Origin of the sequence: Chryseobacterium wanjuense (genome assembly GCF_900111495.1) — a bacterium.
Classification (GTDB): domain Bacteria; phylum Bacteroidota; class Bacteroidia; order Flavobacteriales; family Weeksellaceae; genus Chryseobacterium; species Chryseobacterium wanjuense.
This window is the reverse complement of record NZ_FOIU01000004.1, coordinates 189,366-209,115: the sequence shown is the minus strand read 5'-3', so window position 1 is coordinate 209,115 and position 19,750 is coordinate 189,366. Positions and strand designations below refer to the sequence as shown.

The following is a 19,750-nucleotide window of genomic DNA, read 5'->3' as shown; positions in this document are numbered from 1 at the left end:
TTTGATAATTTTTTGTTGTGTTGTCATAATACTTAATCTGTTTTAAAGTTATTTAATTTGATTATAACTGTCAGATTAAGTATTGACTAATTCATTTTAAATAATTTAAAATGTTCTCTTTTATTCCCAATACTAAACACTCCGTACTTCCTCTAAATTTCAACAATGGTTTATATGACAAACTTGCATATTTCTTTTTTAATTTGACTTCAATTTTCATAGCTTCTTCTCCAATTTCAATTTTTTTTGAAAATAATCGTGTATATGAATATGGTAATTCACCTTTTAATGTCCTTGTTTCAATATCAGTAATTGTAACACCAAATTTTAAGAATTTTTCATTGTTTCCGTAGCATTCAATTAAATATATATATTTGCTTTTATCATACCATATACTTTTATGAAATCCACTTTTATGACTATTGTCACATTTTGGACAACCTCTGTTTTCTGCGTAGTGAGCACGTGGTCTCATATCAAATTCACCGTGCTCTGGACAAATTATTATTACTCTAGATTCGGTTGTTTTATAAACTACCTTTGAATAATCATATTTGTTACCATGAATTTCTTTAGATCTTCTTAAAAAATCTTCTAATGTCGTTCTTTGTGCCATAATTTTCTATAAGCTAGCTGATAGCCATTTGCAGTTTGGTGAATTGACAAACTATGAAGTGCTAAACCTCATTTGAAATGCTGATGATTATTTTATTAGTTGTTTAAATTCTGTCGCATATTTTTCTGCTAATTCTCTGCTATTTTCGATACTTATTGTTTCTCTATTCCATTTCGCTTTTGTTGTCCAATTATATGAACCGTGTACTATTGTTTTCAAGTCAATTATGCAAAATTTATGATGCATGATATTCTGATAGATTCCTGTTTTATGAACTCGTTTTGTTTCAAAATATTTCTCGTATTGAAAACCATTTTTAGCATTTATTTCATCGTCAAGTATAACCAAGCGGACATTTATTCCTTTTTGCTTTTGTTCATAGAGTTCCCTCATTAAATCTTTGTCAGTAAACCAAGCTACTGCTACCCATATAGTAAATTTTGCAAGTCTAATTTGTTCGATTATTTGCCTTTGAATTTCTTCGAAATGCACTTCTACTTCAATGTCATCCGGTAATTCAGCACCAATGATTTTATATTTACCATCAATATCTTCAAGTCTATAACCGTCTTGCTGTAATAATACATTTATTTTTTCAACAGCAGTTGCAATATCCTTATTTACATCTTTCGCAAAGTGTCTTGGGTCAAAAACTATTTCTAATAATTGAATTAATTCTTTTTGTCCATTGATTTCAGTAAGTTTTTCTATTATATAAGCATTTCGGCTTAATTTTCGTGGCATTCCGCCTTCTTCCCATTTATAAACATCTTTAAAACCAACTTGATTAAAAAGTTTCAAAATTAATGGTCCAGAAAGTCCAGGAGTCAAACCATTGTCGCCTGATATAAATTCTTTAATGCTTTCTATTGTTAGGTCGGAAAGTTTCATTTGCTTTTAGTCTAGGTTTAAATTGTAGCTTATCAAAATAAAAATCCAATTTGCAGAATAGTGGAAATATAACTTTATACTTAATTCTACATTTTGCAAAACCTATGTTTGGCGAGATTTAGTTTTTGGAATTGGAGGAAAAGTTACAATTTTACCGAGCCCTTTGTAAATGGCATCTCTACATTTTTTCTTATAATTATCGTTATCATTTTCTTTTAAATATTTAATAACAAAAAATAAATCCGACGTTTTTACTAATGCTATTTTTTCTCTTTCAGCACCAATTTTGCACTTTTCTGTAAAATCTAAAGTTCTCGAATTTGGTTCAGATAATCTTTGAGGGTTTCCAAATAAAATACCGAAAGCTTTTTCTTGAACTTCATCTCTTGCAAAATCAGCATTTAAAGATTCTAAGAGTTGTCTAAATTTTGTGATATTAATATCTTTAGTATCTTTTCCCTCACATTCACCTATGAATCGGTGCTTTTCGGGACTTACTATGACTTGATCAAGTTCTAATACGCCATCTTCATAATTTTGTGCTTCGTAGCCCAAAATATTTAGAGCATTAGTTACCGCATCCTCCAATGGTTTACCCGATTCGAAAAGTAAATCTTTAATTTTATTTTCTTCAAGCAGTAAATCATTGTATTTAATATTGCTTTCTTTCAGCTCAAGTATCTTCTTATTATTAGTTTCGATAGATTTTTCAATAGATTTTGCTTTTGAAGTTACAAACTCATCTAACGAAGCCCAATCTGGGATAGGGGTTTTATTCGAATTACTTGTGAGATTTTTGTCAATTTCTAATAAATTTTGAATGAAGTTTTTACCAAAACTAACTCCTTCCTTTGTCCAAAAATATTTATCCTTTTCCTCATCGTACTTTGTGAAGTCTTTATTAAACTCTATCATCGGTAATGTTATCAAATGACCATTTCCAACTTTTTGAATTGAACCTAAAATTTTGTTTGTGTCTTTTCCGGTGTATACAATATTGCAGTTCTCTGAATTTTCTACGTAAGCTTTATAAACCAAATTCTTATTGTATTCTTTATTAAAATTAGCAAAAATCGAATTTCCCGTAAAAATTATTTTGTCACCAGATGCAGAGGTTAGCTTCCCAATACTAATTGGTAAAAAATCATAATTTGATGAGGAGGTTGTGTTGTATGTAGTTTGTCCTTTTCTGGGATGTGAAGTGCTTAAAGCAATAAGGAATGTATTTTTTTCACTTAAAAGTATAAAGATTGTTTTCCCAAGTTTAAGCATGTCAGTTAATTCTTTTTTCAAATGCTGCAACTTGTTAATAAAATTTGTCGAAGCTGACACATCATAACAACCGCCGCCACCTGATGAAAAGCTCACCCAACTATGACTACTTGGCTTTATTATTTCTGGACAAATAACAACAATATCAGCATCCATAAGGGATACGTTGGATGTTATATTTTTTTCAAAATTTGAATAACCTGGAATCTCAAATCCAAATGTAATGATATCTTTTTCCATATGTATTTTTCATGATGATAAATATTGCCTAGTGGTTGGGCGCTTGCCGAACAAGTAATTTCATTTATAGAACTTCCTATTGTAATTCTTATCACTAATTTAAAATTTATTTTGATGATTTGATAAATAAGCGCTTACAAATATTTATTATTTTTTAATTTTCTATGGATTTAAAAATGTTTTGTGAGAACAAATGCAGATAAAATGAACTCCATTGCTCTTATAAAAAATTGAAGTATTAATTCAATTATGAAAACATATTTTTAGTTTGGTGATCTTACATAGGAAAAATTTCCGGAATGAATAGATTCTTTTAACTCAAAGGCAAAAAGACACATTTTGACACTACTTGTATTTACAGTCTTTTTCTCCTCTTTTGCTTGCCAATTGGAATATCCTCAGTCATATAATTTGCATCATTAGTACCGAAACGTAGTATAGAGAAAAGCTGAACTGCCATCTCATTATTTTTAAAAATCTCATTAATAGCAGAGAATGGGATATTATTTTCTTTACAAATGTTTTCTGCAATCTGCCCCATTTCCGATATTAGCTTTTGATTTTCTGTCCTGTCAATATTAGGATATTTATATCTTTCAAATTTGACCTTTCTTTCAAGAATATTGGTGACAGAATCTAAATATTTTTTCTTTTCTGAAGCAAAAACATTTGGCTCAGTCAATAGCACGGAATACTTATTTTTGAATGATTGAACTTCTTTATTTAAGCTATCAACTTTTGTACTGAGTTCAGCAATCTGTTTGGACTTAGATTCCAAGTCTGTTTTACTTTTTTGAATTGTGCTTCTATAGATTCGAAATGTTTTTTCATAATTCGCAATTGTTTTATCAGTATTGAGTCTTTTAAAACCCAAAAAATCATTTTCCTTTACAATCAGTTGCTGGGATTTATCTAAACTCATCTCAGATTTCATTTTGTTATACATTTCTTCCAAAACTTTGAGATCTTCTTCTTTCTTTTGAATCTTAAACTCAATAGCTTCCAATCTTCCTCTAGATCCAGAAATCCCCCTTTCCATATTCAGGCATTCAGCTGTCAGATCTTGCATTTTTGAATAGTGGTAAGATTGATGTTTAAGTGTTTTACCCGTTTCCAAATCTTGCCAATCAGCCACCAAATGAGCGTGGTAATTTGGCTTCCATTCTTTCGTGTCCTTATCGGTATGACCTTCATCTTTATGTATAGCAATTTGAAAAACACGGATTTTCAGTTCATCTTCCAGTCTTTTTGCCAAGTTTTGAAGTTCCAACATCGTCGTATTTTCTTTTATAACAACTACAGCTTCCCGAATTGGCATTGCATTCTTTTGCAATTTTCTTCCTGACTTAGCTTTGCAATATGCTTCAATCTTCTGCATTCTAATAGATATTTTCTGTTCTAACCAATATTCATTGTTTGGTGTCAGATCTTTACGGATGTAGTCGAAAGTTTTCTTTCTGAAATTATGAGTTTCAGAGTCCGATTTGACTGCCTTGAAATTTATCGAAGTCTTCATTAGTTTTCATCTTTGAAGTTTGTGCTATATGTTTCCAATCAAAATTGTTGTATAAAAATTATACAGCAATTAAATTTACCTGTGCATTTTTTACACACCTTCGTTAAAGACCTGCGTATTTTTTACACAGGTTGGTAACAATCAACCTTATGCTATTTTACTCAGGTTGAAGCCTCGCAGAGCGTATTTGAAACTTTGTTGGGAGGAACGACCTTCAAAGTTGCGAATGCGCTCCTAACTTCTGCAGGTAGTTGGTAAAACATACAGCAAGCTTTATCAACGTTTCCTTTTAAAACCATTTAAATTTTTAAGTTCAGTTTCCTGATGTCTTATTTGCAATTCGTCCGCTTCAGGAAATTTTTCAGATTGTTTTCCTAATTTATTAACTACATCATTTTTTATTCGATGTATCAAAAATTCGTTGAGATCTTTATGGTTGGAATAAATTCCGGAGTAATCTTTTGCTTGCGAAAAAGATTTTATGATCTGAGATTTACATTTAATTCCTGCATTATCGTTGTCGAGAAACAGATTGATATCAGAGTAGTTTTTCAAACGTTCTATGGATTTGTTTAAAAGAGCAATGGAATTCATTACGAGAAGATCTCCGGCGAAAGATCTTTGCATTTCTATAAAAGACAAGGCATCCATAAAGCCTTCAAAAACCGCCACGGCTTTGATGTTTTTATCTTGAACATTTGATAAAGCCATTGCATTATTATTGAGATCGATTATTGAAATATCCTTTTTCAACAATGAACCTTTGTAAAATGAATTACGAAGCTCAAAGCCTCCGGATAAATTTTCGAATCCAATTGCGTAGAGTTTCTTTTCTCCGACTGTAAATCGTATTTCTTTAATGTGATCGTATATTTTTGAGGTCAAGCCTCGTCCCTGTAAATATTTTTTCAGGTTTGGATTCTCTAAATTCAGTATTCCATCAATTCTGTAATTTGGTTCCGACTTTTTAAAATGTTGTTGTTGCTGATGAAAAAAAGAAAAATTTTGTTTTTGTGCCCATTCCAGAACTTCATTGACCGAAGTTTTCAAATACTTTTTCATAAAATCGGTGTTATTCCCACCTATACCCTCTGAGTGAAGATACCAAGCGTTAATTTTTTTATCCAATTTAAAAGAGGCTTGGGATTCGCTGGCAAAGGGGTTGAGATACCAAGCTTCTTTTTCATTTTGTTTCGTGGGAAGGTGTCCGAGAGAAAGGAGGACTTCTTCCAACGATATGCTGTTAAATTTTTTGCAGTTCATTGTTATAATAATTAATGTTTTTTAATAATAAATAGAATATCCCCTGTTGGCGAAAGCGGATGAGTTTGTATTTGAGTAATTTTTGATGAATTGATGAGAAAGCTTTGGAAAAAATTGAATAACAATAATTTAAATCCTCATCAAAGTCTCATCGTCTCATCAAAGTGGAAATATTCTACTCATCATACTCTCATCAAAAACCAATATTAAAAAATTTGATGAGGCTTTTGATGAGATGTAACTAATTGATTTTATTTTCATTATCAATTAACTCATCATTTCATCAAATCTCTGAAGAATAAAATTTCTTTCTATTGTAAAATACCGTCCTGCTTTGTTCTGTTGGAAAAAACTCAAACCATAATCGAGGTCGTATTTTACATATGCCAAAGAATTACTTTGAGGTTCAAGTTTCCAGTTTTCTTTCAAGATTTTCCGGACATCATTGACTGTCCAATATTGTTTGCTGAACATCTTACCGAGCATATTGAAAATATCCTGAGGAATACAATGGATCTTGCTGTCTTCATTACTTTCGAAAAACTCATATAAAAGTTCGATAATCTTGGATTCCAGTTTATTGTTGTTCTTCCAAACCAATCTTTGAAGAGCCTTTGTTCTGATCTGTGAATCCGTGAACCACATCCTTGTCTGTTTATGACTGTGGAAAGGTCTTTGAATTAGGTATCGAAGAAAATACGGGATCTCTTCATTGAGATTTTTTAGAAATTCGGTGTTCTCGCTTTTGATTGATTTTACTTTGATAATCCAGAATCTGATCTCATTTTCATCGATCTGAATAAAGTTGTCCTCGTTATTGGAACAGAGAATGAATTTGCCAAAGAATTCGACTTCTTCACGGTCTTTTCCCTTTGCCTCCTTCTTATCTTTGTCAGTCGTCGAAAGATATTTTAAGCGTTCTGTGATTTCCTTTTTGTCAAAGAATACTTCGTCAATCGCAACGATCAGCATCGAAGTCCAATCTGAATTGAACTGACTGCTGAATGAGTCACCTTTGATGTAGGTCATATTTAATCCAAAGATGGATTTCAGCCATTTTATGAAAGTTGATTTTCCGGTAGATCTTTCCTTACTTACCAAACATAGAATAGGAAGTATCTGTGTTGGATATTCAAGCAATATCTTTATGTAATCTAAACCTAATTCTAATTGCTCTCCGAAAATATGCTCCATAAATTTAAGTGAGAATGGAATTTTGTTTTCTAAATCTTCAGAATTAGTATTTTCATTGATTGGTTGATAAGGAATCTCATTATAAATATTGTAGAATCCGTCAATGATCTGCTTGTAGTCAAGATGAGAAGGAATACAGCAGAAGCCATCATACTTTGAAACTTTTGATACGTAGATTTTTCCGTGGTCGCTAATTATCGTTTCACGGTTCCAACGCACCAAAATTGAAATCTTGTCTCCGGAGATCAATGGTTTCTCGATAGTTTTATAATAGGTTGTGCCTACTCTGAGGTATGGGATTTTTTCGCTCATATTTTTAAGGTTTGATTCTGTACAGGAAGTACAGAAAGGTGAATTACAATGCTTGATAAATAAAGTCTAACCTATCTTCTGTACTTAAGCGATTTGACCTCGTTTAAAGCATCCATCAGATCAAAATGGTTAACCCTGTAGAATCTTCCTATTTGCTCCGCTTTGATGTTACCTTTTAAAATGTGTGAGCGTACGGTCTGATAATCAAGTTTAAGAATTTCTGAGCACTCTTTGATAGAGTATAGTTTTTTTTTCAACTCAATTTCAGGTTCTTTTTTGAGAGAATAGAGTAAGTCTTTTACTTCCTCTAATTCGTCGAGAATGGTTTGGAATGGATTTGTTGCCTGCATAATCTGTTGTATTTATTTGCAGACAAAATTGTATGATTGGAATAACTAATGATGCAATTCTACTCAATTGCGTAAAGTTTGATAGCTGATATTAAGCAATTTAATCTAAACACAGAATTAGAATAATGTATTATATGTTAGAATTTAAGATTTCAATAAATTATAAATTCCTGTAAGTAAATAGATAATTTGAATTTATTTATCTTTTTTTCGCTTCTGATATTTTATTTATTAAACCTTCGTGTACAGATATTGTATTTTCATTTGAAAAATGCTTGATAACTGTAATAGAATCATACGGATTGATTATTGAGCCAGGAATACGTTGTAAAATATTATTTAGTTCAGGTAAAAATGTATCCGGAATTTGTTCTTCTTTCGAAAAAAGAATTGAAAAATAGTATGAATTTATGGCAACTGTCCGCATTATAAAATTCTCGGAAGTTATTCCTATATCTAAAGTTCCACATCTCGCAGATTTTGGATAAACTTTATTTCCATCAATAATTGCCGGTATAACTATATCAAGTTTTACTATTATATCTTCTCTAGTCCTTCCTCCTTCAAGGATATAATCTTTGTATTTTTGAAAGAAATTATTTGATTTTACAATAGTTCTAGAAGAGTTGTAAGTTATTTTTAAAAGACTTCTAAGCAATAAATCATAGTTACATTCAAACTCAAAAGTTTCTCTCTTGTCTTTAAAAAATTTGAAGTATCTATCATATAACTGACAAATATATGCATCTAGATATGACAGTTTAGTGTTATTGCAATCAGAACAAACATCAGAAATAACTAATTCTCGGGAAAATACTTTCTTTTGACTTTCTAAGTATTTCATATTTAGCTCAGGAGCTCTTTTAATAATACATTTTGGCCAAATATGTTCTTTAGTTAATTTAGATTCTTTTCCACAATAAGAACATTTCTTCATAGATGTAATTTTTTATTAATTCGGAACAGTGATTTGGATACTTTCTTCAAGACGGGTTTCAGCTAACGAAACTTAGATTATTATAGTCAACAAAGACAAAGTTTAGAAATAACTTACACAAGAGATGATTAACCGCGAATTATCTAATGTCCTTTCGGAATAATTTTTACTTTGACTTGCATTTCTTCCTTCCTGTCTTGCTTTAAGTCATTTTCTATTCCGATAGGATTATTGATATAGCCATCGGGATCATAAACAAAACAAAACAGTAGGTTGCAATCGGGGTGCGTTTTATATTTTGCAATGTCAATAATAAGTTGTTCTCCTAATTGTTTTGCTCTTAAAGTGTTTCTTGTCTTTTTGACCTCAATAACGATTTTTTCATTTTTAAGTAAAAAGTCCGACCGCGTGCTACTTCCTGCATAGCTAGGATTCCATTCTTCAGTTCGTATATCGTCGTAGTATATTTTCAAAAGTGAATGTAACAAGTCTTGAACATCATATTCATCTTCAACGTCTAATGTAGTACGGTCATTATATCGCTGTCTTATTTGTTTAACAACAAGATGGAACTTGTCCATAATTGTTTCCAATATCAATATATCGTCTTTATTGGTTGATTTTACATTCTCTGCTATTTTTGCCCTTATAGACTTCCAAGGAAAGTCTGTACCACAATATTTACATATGTCTGGGACAGGCGTTGGGCCTGCTGTTAAATCAATAACTCCTTCAATATGATAATCGCCTTGAATTTCTTTACCGCAGGTTGGGCAATTTTTTAATGTTTTAGCACCACAAGTTGTACAGAAATTCTTATTAAATTCTGGATTCTTGTAAAAAGAGTCATTAACTCCGTGTCCATTTTCACATACTAAATAAGCATCGTAGTGTCCCATTTTTTCTTTAATGTGTTTGTTTAATTGCAGCTAAAATCAAATATAAGCAATTTGCCGAAAGTAATATTGGGATAGTTTATAGAAAGTGCTTAAAATTTAATATTGAAAATCTTAGATAACTCTTGATAGATATTTTCTTCAAAATCATTAGCTTTTACAGTAACTGCCCTAGAAAATGTTCCTTTGTCAAAATTGGTATTATATTCATTTTCCATAGCCTCGATTATTGTAGTATCTTGAAAATCTGGATTGATTATGTGATTGTCTTTTAGAAAACGGTGAATTCTTATAAATGAAGATTTCTGATCTACTAGCAGGTTGTGATTTTCATCGATGAATTTTTTGTCTTTTAAAAAAGCGAGGAAAATTTTTGAACTGTTATCACCAATCATAATATCAGATAAACTAATTTCTCTATTTGTTTTATGTTTTAAGGCGAAATATAGAAAAAGTGTAGTTTCGACACCATTTAAAAAATTGCCCTGCAATTTCATCAGATTACTTGAACTTAACAGGCTGTTTGATTCTTTTTTATATTGATCCAAACAGTATTGGATCTTTTCTTCAAAATTGTGATTTCTTGATGCATCAATATCTCTGAAATGAAAACTGAAGAAATTGTCTAACTTGTCATATCTAATCAAAAATTCATTTCTCAACTTTTCATCGAGAACGATTTTAGAGGATTTTTGTTGCGCTTTTTCAATTCTACTTCGCAAACGTTTGTGAATTTTTGGCCTTCTAATCCATAAATAAATCATCATTGGATAGCCTACAAATTCTTCCCAAAAATTCCAACGTCCGTAAAGTTTTTTCTGATCCATAACGTAAAGTGGAGATTATTTAAAAACTTCATTCATATAGTTGATCTTATCATCTTCACTTGGTCTGTAATAAGCATTAAAGACTTCTAAGCTAGTATGACCAGTGTAACTCATAATTACTTTATCCGGAACTCGTTTGTTCTTCATTATAGTGATGAAACTCCTCCTTGCAGTATGTGAGGAAATTCTTGTCCAAAACTCAGCTTTTTGGTCTACCAACTCATCACCATACTTCATAGTCTTCTTTATTTCATCAGTAAATTCTAGCTTTTTAAAAACCTCCTTAATATACTCATTCATCTTCTGATTTGTAATACTAGGCAGGTTATAATCATACTTTTCGAGTATTGATTTAGAAATACTGTTTAAAGGAATTGCTAAGTTTTTAGATTTACTTTTTAAATCGATCACTCGTATGAAATTACCATCAACATCACTTTTTGAAATCGTGCTGTAATTGCCAAACCTCATCCCTGTAGTGCATCCAAAAACAAAAAGGTCACGTACCCTTTCCAATCTTTTATTATCACTGAAGTCATAATTGTATATGAGCTCAACTTGTTCATAATTTAAAGCTATTTCATCAGTTGTGAATTTCGCAGGTTTTTTAAAAGTAATAAAATTGTTATTGTATGTATATTTTTTATTGAGAGCCCAAAGAAGGAAAGTTTTGAGCAAACCAACATTTCTATGTAATGTATTTGCAGAATGCTTTTTTTCCTCAATACAGTACTTTAAAAACCTATTGTAAAGTTTATCATCAAATTTTCCCAGAGTAATCTTAACTTTACAATTGCTTTCAAAATCTTCGAGTAGATTCTTATTGCATTTGTAACGCTTTAAAGTAGAATTTGAAATTGAATTCCCAGTATAGTCATTTTCTTTCTCATCTAAAAACTCCTGATAAATTCTAAAGAAATCACTTTTAACAGTAATTTTTTTGAACTTTTCATCAAATCTTTGTTTAAGAATATCGACGGTAAGTTCCTCATTTATGTTCTTATATCGATTAACGATCTCTGTGAAGAAACTGCTGTACCGATCTAATTGCATTTTGACGCTTCGATGAATTTCTGCCCTTTTAGTCCTCCCGTTTAGATCATTTGGTTGTCTGCCTTCAAAATCCCATTCGCTTGGTTTTATTTTCTCACCCGTAGAATAGATGAAATTCTTATTTTCATTGTTGAAAAAAGAACGGAAATAAATCAAAGATTCCTTTGTACCATTGGGCTGTTTAAGTTTAAAAGTGTAGTTCATCAGGTGCCAGTTTAGGTGCTACTTCTTCTATATTTAGACATAAAAACTAAGTATATTAGCTTATACAAATATAGTTAAAATACTGATAAATAGATACATTACATATTTTAGGTTATGTTAAAATATGATAGGTTCAAAAACCTCCAACTCCACAAAAACCACTGACTTCCAGTGGTTTTTTATTTTTAATTATATTGAACCTTAATCATACATAAAAAGACAACTACAAATCATGCAGTTGTCTCAGCAAAATTATTAATCTAGTGATTAATTTTACCTTTCCTTTTTTACAGGTATTTATTTCAAACTCAATTACAAATTACAAATCATTTATTTCATTTAAAAGTAGAAATAAAGAATAAAAACACAATTAATATATTAAAGATAAGCAAATTAATCTTTAAATAAATTATGAAACAGAATAAAAATCTAAAACACTGCTGGAATTTCAAAAATGATAGAATAATATTCTAAACAGCAAGATAAAATCAACAAAGACAATGACTTAAAACGTACAATATCTCATAGAATATTTATCATCATTATTCAAAAAACAAAAACAGCCATACATTGTACAGCTGTCTCCCTAAGATTATTTAATAAGTAAAACTTTTAAATTTATTTTTTAATGAAGAAATTTTTAATGTAAATTATTGAATCACATAAAATTTTTAAGTTTAAAAAGAGACCACTCGTTAATTAGAGTGATCCCATTATAAAATATTCCCTTACTTTTAATTTTATGTTGATTTTTTAAAAGCCTTATTGTTGTCTAAAGATATATATAACGAATAAATAAATAACTATCTGGCAATAATTAAGCAAATTATGCTCCAAAGCAAATCCTATAAAGAATATAATTCTGTATCTTTGAATAAATACTCACACTTAAAGAATAATATTCTATGGAACATCTTGATAACAAAGATTTACAATTACTTAGATTGCTTCAAAGCGACGCAAAACTCACCGTTAAAGAACTTGCCAAAGAGGTAAACCTCTCTCCATCCCCCGTTTTTGAAAGGGTAAAACGACTCGAACAGGAAGGTTATATTAAAAGATACGCTGCCGTTCTTGATGCAGAAAAGCTCAATCTTGGATTTACCGTTTATTGTCAGTTAAAGTTAAAAAGTAACGACAGTTACCTGGCCATAGAATTTGAACGTGAAATTATGGAGATCGAGGAAGTGGCAGAATGCTACAGTATCTCTGGGGATTTTGATTTCCTTCTGAAGGTTCATGTGCGGGATATGAAGCAGTATCAAAATTTTGTTTTTAATATTCTTGGTGCCGTTCCATCGATAGGGAGCACCCACAGCACATTTGTGATGGCTCAGATAAAAAATACTCATGGATTAACAATATAACAGCAATCATTTTTCGATAAATAATTGGAGCTATCTGTAGAACCTTGTCAACAAAATACTACAAATACGTAGTTTTATTACTACGCGATTCATGCTGGAATTTTTAAGGGATTGAATAATTTTGTTCCAGAAATAATTTATGTTATTACTTAATAACAAACTCAGTGGACACTTATAAGATAATTGTCTTTTTTTCATCCCTGATCTGTCGGATTCCGATCTGACAGATCGCTTTTTTTACGGCCCAACAATCATTAATTTTAAAATAAAAAAGCATCACAGTAGGGAAACCTGTGATGCCAAATTAAAACTAAGCATTTGATAAAATAAACTCTATGATTAATCGCACAAATTAATTCTAAGACGTTTTTTTTGATTGTTAATTGATATTCCCCCAGAAAGACCAGCTCGCCCCGTTATAGAAGCAGACCAGCTTTGCCACAGGATCATAACACATCATTCCTGCAGTGGGAGATTTTACTGTGTTTACAGGGTCGATAACTTTAGGAAGGATAAGCGCTTTATCTTCAGATTCAAAAACAAGAACTCCCTTCGCTGCCGAATCAGCAGCTCCGATAATGACTCCTTTTGTTACGTTTTTTTCGGCACCCGAAAGTAAAGATTCAGCCAATCCACTTTCTCCGAAAAGTTCGATCCAGTTTGTTCCGTCAAAATATTTTGTTTTCGCTGTCGCTCCGTCAAAAACCAAAGTTCCTGCCGTAACGTCTGTCATTAAAGTATTATTTTGAACCTGTGGAAGAATAATTCCTTTTGCAGTACCTGTGGGAAAATCCATTAAAGCACTTCCGTCTACAGACTCTTTTTCCACGCCTATCTGAGCTTGTAAAAGACCATTAAGAACAAAAAAGAATATAGTAAAATAGGTTGTTTTCATAATTAATTACATGTTTGGTTTATACAGCTCCATTGGGTTCCGTTATATATTTTTAAACAATTATCATCCGTATCATACACCATCATTCCGTCTACGGGATTTGTAATGGATACTTCCGGTTCTGCTACTCTACTGATCACCATTCCTTTATCATTAGATTCAAGGGCAATAAATCCGTTGTTTCTGTCTGCAGGGAAGTTTGGCGTGCTGGCTGTTGTTCTGGTGGAGATTCCGATTTTTGTAATTTCCGGAGTTCCCGTTACGCCCGGTTTATAGCACGGACAAGCGAATGATGTCACCACATTAGAATACACAAGACATCCTCCCGGAACCGTTACAATCACATTATATTCCGCAGCTGTAGTATCCGTAACCGGAATAGAATAAGTGTTGGTCGTTGCTCCCGAAATAGCTACCCCGTCTTTATACCATTGATAGGTTCCCAACCCTGAGCTCACCGTTAAAACAGAATTTCCCGTACCTCCCGTACAAGGTCTTGCAGGATTTGGGCTTCCTGTGATATTAATTTCCACATTCGGCGCAGCTCCGAAACCTGAATAATAACCGCCGAATCCGGCATCAACATCTGCTCCTACAAGCTCAGCCTGTATCGCACCCGTAGAGCTTATTCTTACATTTTTAATGGTGGCTGTTCCTCCTGTTGCTGCTGCAATATTGTATCGGTAGCTCGTCCAGTTCGGATTTCCCGGTACGGCAATGTTTGCTGTTCCTGCAATAGGGTTCGCAGTCGTTCCACCCACCGTTACTGTAGGAGGAGCACCTGCTGCAGCCAGTACGGCAAGCTGCGTGTTGGCATATTCATTTGATCCGATTCGTTTGGCATCTGGAATCATATTTACGGATGTCTGCCCAAAACATGACAAAGGCGGAATAAACATAAAACTATTGGTATTAAGTGCTGTACTTCCATAAATTTTATGAAAAACATACACTGCTTTATTTGTTTTTATGTACATATTTTTATTGGTAAAGAACGATGCCGGAACAATCTGGTAATCTCCTATATTTGTCAGGGTATAATTAGGAGTGGTACTTCCATTCATACTGATCGTTGTATTGGCTTGTGTAGCAACCACAATCACTCTTTCCTGAGCTCCTCCATTTCCCTGCATGACTACATATTCGTTTCCTAACTGTTCCACAGGAACCAGCTGATCCACCGCAAAATCTCGACTGTCCGAGACCGTTCCGCTTGTTGCTCCTCCTTGCTGCATGAGTCCTCCTACTGTCACAGCTATATTTTTATCAGCCGTTATTTTTGCGCCAAGCCAACCTCTGTCTTGCAAGCTTAATGCATTGAGCTTTACTTTAGCATAAAGAATAAAAGATTGTCCCTTTTGTAAGGTTCTTGTAAAGGTAGTCCCAGTTAATGGCGTTGCATTCGTTCCATTTATAAACTGCGTTCCCGAATCGATATTATTAATGGTAACAGATGTATTATTTTCCGTTGCCATGATAGAAACCATATTTCCTACTTCAGGAACCTGTGTGGTGTATTCGTTCGGAGTTCCGCCCCAAAAAAAGTTCTTCCCTAAAGCTACTCTTCCTTTAGTCATTACAGAACCGGCCTGGGATTCGGATCGTCCTCTATAGTTGACATAGAAATTATCCGTGGATTGAAAAATTAATCCTCCTGCACTCCCCTGAATTATTGTTCCTGCTGTGTTAGTAGGACGTGTCATAGGTGAGGTTCCCGCATCCAGAATAACATTGGACGCATTCACAATGTTTATCCGTATAGGAGTTGTATTGCTAAAAGTGACCGAACCTGAAGCTACATATGAACCTGTTTCCGCATTAATATTATAAACATAAAGCCTTGGGATCGTTGTTCCGTCTGCTCTTCTTACAGTTACAGTAATATTGCTGGTAGATGGCGTAGATAAATAAATATGCTCTGCCACAATAGTAGCGTCTGTATAAGCTCCAAAAATAATGGGCTGAAGATAATGCAGATTATCGAGTTGCGCATAGGCAAAATTGAGCATCAAAAATGCCGTTAATAAATAAAATCGTTTCACAGTCGTATCTTTTTTCTCAGTTATTAAAATCTTCTTTTTTGCAAAAAGATGCAAATCAGAGACTCCCACCAAAGGTATATGATTCTGAAGCGTTTACAAGAATGACAACTGTACTAAAAGTACTACAATTTGTAGTAAAAGTACTACAAGACAATTGCTATACTATTCATTAAAAACTTTTAAATAAAAAAGAGATTCTGCCACTCACAGAACCTCTTTATTTTCATCTAAATTTTTAGTTTAAATATTATAACACTTTCTTTTTCTTTTTACTTTCCCTGAAATCCCAGGGTGACACGGCGTTTTTATCCGCCCACAATCCCAGATTTCCTGCCTTTGCCTGATCCTGTAACTTTTGCAGTTCCGTATTTCTTGAGGCTTTATAATACCACCATCCGAAACCGGCTTTTATAATTTCTGCGGAGAGATATTTATCATTATCATAAAAGATTTTGGCGATCGTTCTTCTGTACCGGTCTTTCCCGATTCTGTAGAACGTTACTGTTTTCCCAAAAATCTGCGAACTGGTAAATTGTTTGGCATTTTTTCCGAAAGGCTGTCCATTTTCCGGGCAATCGACGTCCGCCAATCTTAATGTTTCCTGAGTTTTATTCGTTAATAAAATGACAACGGTATCTCCGTCTTTCACACCAACAATCTTCCCTTTTACCTGAGAAAAAAATACATTAGAAATAAAAATTAATGTAATATAAATGAGTTTTTTCATTAAAAATTTTAAGCTGAAATTATTTTACTGGGAGCCAAACCATATTGTTTTTTGAAGGCAAATGAAAAATGAGACAAATCTTCAAAACCAAGATCCAGATAAATATCAGAAGCCATTTTTCCTTTTTCTAAAAGATAATGCGCCTCTTTCAATCTCTTTTGAAGCAGCCATTTCCCGGGTGTGATTCCGAAGATCTTTTCAAAATCTCGCTTGAAAGTTGCCAGACTTCTTCCGGTGAGATAGGCAAAACGGTCTAAATTAACATTAAAATGATAATTTTTATTCATAAACGCCTCGATATCCAGTTTCCCGGGTTCATTGAAATCAAATAAAACGTCTTTTAAATCCGGTTCTTCCTGCAAGAGTAAAATTAATACTTCCTTCACTTTCACTTCTACCAAACGGGAATCTGAAAGCTTATCCGAAAACTGATAAATCAGCAGTGATTGCATAAAATTTTGCAATAATGGATTTTCAGTTAATAACAATAAAGATTTGTCCACATATTTTTTCTCCGCCGTCAGGCCATATTCTACGCTGAAATCTTTTAAAATCTGCTGATCCAGATAAACCGACAAGGACTTAAATTCTCCACTCGGGGGTGGCTGTTTCGTGAATTTCAATAACTGATTTCTTTTCAAAAACCGAATCGATCCGTCGGTTGCAGAATAGTCTTTAAAACCGTCATTCAGCACCAGGTCTCCCGCAATCTGATAACTCAAAACATGATCAGATACAAAATGCTCTCCCTGCCGGCTCACCTGAGTGTAGCAGGAATAGACGATATTTCCAAAATCTTCTCTTTTAGATTTCATTGTAATACAAAGATAATTAAAATGAGACTGCAATATTTACAGTCTCATTATTTAAAATTATTTTACGTTAATTCCTTTATGAGCCAGGTATTGCTTTCCATATTCTGTTTCAAAAATATTCACGGCATCATCATGATCGGTAGAAACGGTGACATCCAGCCATTTTTCAAATTCTTCCTTTCTTTTTGCATCCGTCGCTCTCAGGATAGCTGCAGCTTCACTTCCCAACACCAAATGTAATGGAGGATTTTCATTTTCAACGATTTCGGTCATTACTTTTGCTGCTTTTGCAGGATCACCCATCGGAATGAATTTCCCGGAAGTCAAATGTTCTTTCACACCTCCCACAGTCGTTTCATAGCCTTCAATATCCTTAGCAAAACTCATGGAAGAACCGGCCCATTCTGTACGGAAACCACCAGGTTCGATGCAGGTTACTTTAATTCCCAGAGGAGCAACTTCTTTACTCAACGATTCTGAAAAGCCCGCCAATCCGAATTTTGCTGCCTGATAAATAGAAAGTCCGGCGTTCCCTACTCTTCCTCCAATTGAGCTGATTTGCAAAATATGTCCTGACCTTTCTTTTCTCATATATGGTAAAACTGCTCTTGTCACTTCAATCGGAGCGTATAAATTAACCTCCAGCTGATTTCTAACCTGCTCATTGGTAAACGCTTCAGCCGCACCCGTGATTCCGAAACCTGCATTATTTACCAAAACATCGATTTTCCCAAAATGATTCACGGCTTCATCCACCGTCGCATAGATTTGTTCTTTATTTTGAACATCCAATTCTAATGGTAAAAGCTGTTCCGGATATTTTCCGGCCAAATCATTTAACTGTTGAGGATTTCTTGCAGTCGCTACTACATAATCTCCTTTTGCTAAAACTGCTTCAACAAGGCTTTTTCCTAACCCTTTTGAGCTTCCTGTGATAAACCAAACTTTTTTCATTTTTATTACTGATTTTGTTTGATACAAATGTCCGTCAAATATGGAGACAACTGTTTTGTTAAAAAGCTCAATGTTACTTTGTTAAAAAAGTCATTTTTAAATTAATCTTAATTAAACTTTTTTAATATTTCTAAACACTATACCCGCAAAGTTTTTTTAAAAATAAACTTTGAAAATATTTTTCGTTCGCAAGGGCGTTACACTCCGCCAAGGCTTTATGCTATTATCTGCTGAGCAGAGTTTCATCAATTAGCCCTGCTATCATTCGCTGAACGAAGTGCCCTTGCGAACAAAAAACACAAATAAGCCATCAATAAAATCTTGCGAGCATTGCGTTAATAAAAAAAAACTACACACAAGACCTTAAAAATCAGAAGGTTTAAAATCATAGTATATTTTCTCTATTTAAAATAGAGTTTCATCAACTAGCCCTCTGCTATCATTCGCTGAACGAAGTGCCCTTGCGAACAAAAAACACAATAAGCTATCAATAAAACCTTGCGAGCATTGCGTTAATAAAAAAAACTACACTCAAGACCTTAAAAATCAGAAGGTTTAAAACCATAGTATATTTTTTTATTTAAAATAGAGTTTCATCAACTAGCCCTCTGCTATCATTCGCTGAACGAAGTGCCCTTGCGAACAAAAAAACACAATAAGCTATCAATAAAACCTTGCGAGCATTGCGTTAATAAAAAAAACTACACACAAGACCTTAAAAATCAGAAGGTTTAAAACCATAGTATATTTTTTTATTTAAAATAGAGTTTCATCAACTAGCCCTCTGCTATCATTCGCTGAACGAAGTGCCCTTGCGAACAAAAAACACAAATAAGCTTTCAATAAAACCTTGCGAGCATTGCGCTAATAAAAAAACTACACTCAAGACCTTAAAAATCAGATCATATATATAAGGATTAAAAACCATTTTCAACATTATTATTAAAATCGATCAAGATTGTTCCCATACATACAATTTATAAATACCTGAAAACTAAAATACTAAACACGCTCATCACAAAATAACTATCAGTAAGCCACAAAAAAGACTAAAAAAATGTTTTATCGTAAAGAATTTTATATATTTGCACCATCTAACAATTAAAAAAATAATTTACTATGTCAGACATTGCATCAAGAGTAAAAGCTATCATCGCTGATAAGCTTGACGTTGAAGAAACAGAAGTAACTCCTGAAGCTAGCTTCACTAACGATTTAGGAGCTGATTCATTGGATACAGTTGAATTGATCATGGAGTTTGAAAAAGAATTCAACATTCAAATCCCTGATGATCAGGCTGAAAAAATTACTACTGTAGGACACGCTATCGCTTATATCGAGGAAGTAGTAAATAAATAATATTCTTCAACAAAAAAGAA

Annotated in this window: 18 protein-coding genes; 2 read left to right on the top strand and 16 right to left on the bottom strand. The window is 32.9% G+C overall.

The window, feature by feature from the left end:
• Positions 1 to 91: 91 nt before the first annotated feature.
• The 11 genes from BMX24_RS19390 to BMX24_RS19340 form a co-directional block, all read right to left on the bottom strand.
• On the bottom strand, positions 92 to 616 hold the full coding sequence (locus tag BMX24_RS19390; protein WP_089795807.1) for a hypothetical protein: 525 nt from the start codon (positions 614 to 616) through the stop codon (positions 92 to 94).
• An 87-nt stretch (positions 617 to 703) separates the two neighbouring features.
• Positions 704 to 1,507 carry a phospholipase D-like domain-containing protein gene (locus BMX24_RS19385; RefSeq protein ID WP_089795805.1) on the bottom strand — a complete coding sequence of 268 codons (804 nt, stop codon included), beginning with the start codon at positions 1,505 to 1,507 and terminating at the stop codon, positions 704 to 706.
• A 102-nt stretch (positions 1,508 to 1,609) separates the two neighbouring features.
• Positions 1,610 to 3,019, bottom strand: coding sequence for a hypothetical protein (locus BMX24_RS19380; RefSeq protein WP_089795803.1), 1,410 nt, complete (start codon positions 3,017 to 3,019; stop codon positions 1,610 to 1,612).
• Positions 3,020 to 3,374: 355 nt separating this feature from the next.
• Positions 3,375 to 4,397: a hypothetical protein gene (locus BMX24_RS19375; protein WP_139176908.1), complete on the bottom strand. Its 1,023-nt coding sequence runs from the start codon at positions 4,395 to 4,397 to the stop codon at positions 3,375 to 3,377.
• 414 nt (positions 4,398 to 4,811) lie between these two features.
• Positions 4,812 to 5,798, bottom strand: a complete 987-nt coding sequence (locus BMX24_RS19370; protein WP_089795799.1) for a toprim domain-containing protein — start codon at positions 5,796 to 5,798, stop codon at positions 4,812 to 4,814.
• Between the two features lie 267 nt (positions 5,799 to 6,065).
• The gene (locus tag BMX24_RS19365) at positions 6,066 to 7,304 is read right to left on the bottom strand and encodes a primase-helicase family protein (RefSeq protein WP_089795797.1); all 1,239 of its coding nucleotides are present in this window, start codon (positions 7,302 to 7,304) and stop codon (positions 6,066 to 6,068) included.
• Between the two features lie 71 nt (positions 7,305 to 7,375).
• Positions 7,376 to 7,654: a helix-turn-helix domain-containing protein gene (locus BMX24_RS19360; RefSeq protein WP_089795795.1), complete on the bottom strand. Its 279-nt coding sequence runs from the start codon at positions 7,652 to 7,654 to the stop codon at positions 7,376 to 7,378.
• Between the two features lie 199 nt (positions 7,655 to 7,853).
• Positions 7,854 to 8,591, bottom strand: a complete 738-nt coding sequence (locus tag BMX24_RS19355; protein WP_089795793.1) for a hypothetical protein — start codon at positions 8,589 to 8,591, stop codon at positions 7,854 to 7,856.
• A 143-nt stretch (positions 8,592 to 8,734) separates the two neighbouring features.
• Positions 8,735 to 9,490, bottom strand: coding sequence for a DUF2321 domain-containing protein (locus BMX24_RS19350; protein ID WP_089795791.1), 756 nt, complete (start codon positions 9,488 to 9,490; stop codon positions 8,735 to 8,737).
• Between the two features lie 89 nt (positions 9,491 to 9,579).
• On the bottom strand, positions 9,580 to 10,314 hold the full coding sequence (locus BMX24_RS19345; protein ID WP_089795788.1) for a hypothetical protein: 735 nt from the start codon (positions 10,312 to 10,314) through the stop codon (positions 9,580 to 9,582).
• Between the two features lie 15 nt (positions 10,315 to 10,329).
• Entirely contained in the window at positions 10,330 to 11,571 is a 1,242-nt protein-coding gene (locus BMX24_RS19340) for a site-specific integrase (protein WP_034693124.1), read from the bottom strand.
• 905 nt (positions 11,572 to 12,476) lie between these two features.
• On the opposite strand from BMX24_RS19340, the gene BMX24_RS19335 reads away from it, so the two are divergent.
• The gene (locus BMX24_RS19335) at positions 12,477 to 12,938 is read left to right on the top strand and encodes an Lrp/AsnC family transcriptional regulator (RefSeq protein WP_089795787.1); all 462 of its coding nucleotides are present in this window, start codon (positions 12,477 to 12,479) and stop codon (positions 12,936 to 12,938) included.
• Between the two features lie 379 nt (positions 12,939 to 13,317).
• Here BMX24_RS19335 and BMX24_RS19330 read toward each other — a convergent pair whose 3' ends face one another.
• The 5 genes from BMX24_RS19330 to BMX24_RS19310 form a co-directional block, all read right to left on the bottom strand.
• Entirely contained in the window at positions 13,318 to 13,833 is a 516-nt protein-coding gene (locus BMX24_RS19330) for a hypothetical protein (RefSeq protein ID WP_089795785.1), read from the bottom strand.
• 2 nt (positions 13,834 to 13,835) lie between these two features.
• Positions 13,836 to 15,875 carry an IgGFc-binding protein gene (locus BMX24_RS19325; RefSeq protein WP_139176906.1) on the bottom strand — a complete coding sequence of 680 codons (2,040 nt, stop codon included), beginning with the start codon at positions 15,873 to 15,875 and terminating at the stop codon, positions 13,836 to 13,838.
• Between the two features lie 247 nt (positions 15,876 to 16,122).
• Positions 16,123 to 16,602 carry a thermonuclease family protein gene (locus tag BMX24_RS19320; RefSeq protein ID WP_089795781.1) on the bottom strand — a complete coding sequence of 160 codons (480 nt, stop codon included), beginning with the start codon at positions 16,600 to 16,602 and terminating at the stop codon, positions 16,123 to 16,125.
• An 8-nt stretch (positions 16,603 to 16,610) separates the two neighbouring features.
• Entirely contained in the window at positions 16,611 to 17,417 is an 807-nt protein-coding gene (locus BMX24_RS19315; RefSeq protein WP_089795779.1) for a helix-turn-helix domain-containing protein, read from the bottom strand.
• 57 nt (positions 17,418 to 17,474) lie between these two features.
• The gene (locus BMX24_RS19310; protein ID WP_089795777.1) at positions 17,475 to 18,371 is read right to left on the bottom strand and encodes an oxidoreductase; all 897 of its coding nucleotides are present in this window, start codon (positions 18,369 to 18,371) and stop codon (positions 17,475 to 17,477) included.
• 1,119 nt (positions 18,372 to 19,490) lie between these two features.
• Here BMX24_RS19310 and BMX24_RS19305 point away from each other — a divergent pair.
• On the top strand, positions 19,491 to 19,730 hold the full coding sequence (locus BMX24_RS19305; RefSeq protein WP_002976354.1) for an acyl carrier protein: 240 nt from the start codon (positions 19,491 to 19,493) through the stop codon (positions 19,728 to 19,730).
• Positions 19,731 to 19,750 lie beyond the last annotated feature (20 nt).

Excerpts from the sequence above, each read along its gene's own strand:
- BMX24_RS19390 (WP_089795807.1), bottom strand. The coding sequence starts at position 616 with ATGGCACAAAGAACGACATTAGAAGATTTTTTAAGAAGATCTAAAGAA.
- BMX24_RS19385 (WP_089795805.1), bottom strand. The coding sequence starts at position 1,507 with ATGAAACTTTCCGACCTAACAATAGAAAGCATTAAAGAATTTATATCA.
- BMX24_RS19380 (WP_089795803.1), bottom strand. The coding sequence starts at position 3,019 with ATGGAAAAAGATATCATTACATTTGGATTTGAGATTCCAGGTTATTCA.
- BMX24_RS19375 (WP_139176908.1), bottom strand. The coding sequence starts at position 4,397 with ATGCAGAAGATTGAAGCATATTGCAAAGCTAAGTCAGGAAGAAAATTG.
- BMX24_RS19370 (WP_089795799.1), bottom strand. The coding sequence starts at position 5,798 with ATGAACTGCAAAAAATTTAACAGCATATCGTTGGAAGAAGTCCTCCTT.
- BMX24_RS19365 (WP_089795797.1), bottom strand. The coding sequence starts at position 7,304 with ATGAGCGAAAAAATCCCATACCTCAGAGTAGGCACAACCTATTATAAA.
- BMX24_RS19360 (WP_089795795.1), bottom strand. The coding sequence starts at position 7,654 with ATGCAGGCAACAAATCCATTCCAAACCATTCTCGACGAATTAGAGGAA.
- BMX24_RS19355 (WP_089795793.1), bottom strand. The coding sequence starts at position 8,591 with ATGAAGAAATGTTCTTATTGTGGAAAAGAATCTAAATTAACTAAAGAA.
- BMX24_RS19350 (WP_089795791.1), bottom strand. The coding sequence starts at position 9,490 with ATGGGACACTACGATGCTTATTTAGTATGTGAAAATGGACACGGAGTT.
- BMX24_RS19345 (WP_089795788.1), bottom strand. The coding sequence starts at position 10,314 with ATGGATCAGAAAAAACTTTACGGACGTTGGAATTTTTGGGAAGAATTT.
- BMX24_RS19340 (WP_034693124.1), bottom strand. The coding sequence starts at position 11,571 with ATGAACTACACTTTTAAACTTAAACAGCCCAATGGTACAAAGGAATCT.
- BMX24_RS19335 (WP_089795787.1), top strand. The coding sequence starts at position 12,477 with ATGGAACATCTTGATAACAAAGATTTACAATTACTTAGATTGCTTCAA.
- BMX24_RS19330 (WP_089795785.1), bottom strand. The coding sequence starts at position 13,833 with ATGAAAACAACCTATTTTACTATATTCTTTTTTGTTCTTAATGGTCTT.
- BMX24_RS19320 (WP_089795781.1), bottom strand. The coding sequence starts at position 16,602 with ATGAAAAAACTCATTTATATTACATTAATTTTTATTTCTAATGTATTT.
- BMX24_RS19315 (WP_089795779.1), bottom strand. The coding sequence starts at position 17,417 with ATGAAATCTAAAAGAGAAGATTTTGGAAATATCGTCTATTCCTGCTAC.
- BMX24_RS19310 (WP_089795777.1), bottom strand. The coding sequence starts at position 18,371 with ATGAAAAAAGTTTGGTTTATCACAGGAAGCTCAAAAGGGTTAGGAAAA.
- BMX24_RS19305 (WP_002976354.1), top strand. The coding sequence starts at position 19,491 with ATGTCAGACATTGCATCAAGAGTAAAAGCTATCATCGCTGATAAGCTT.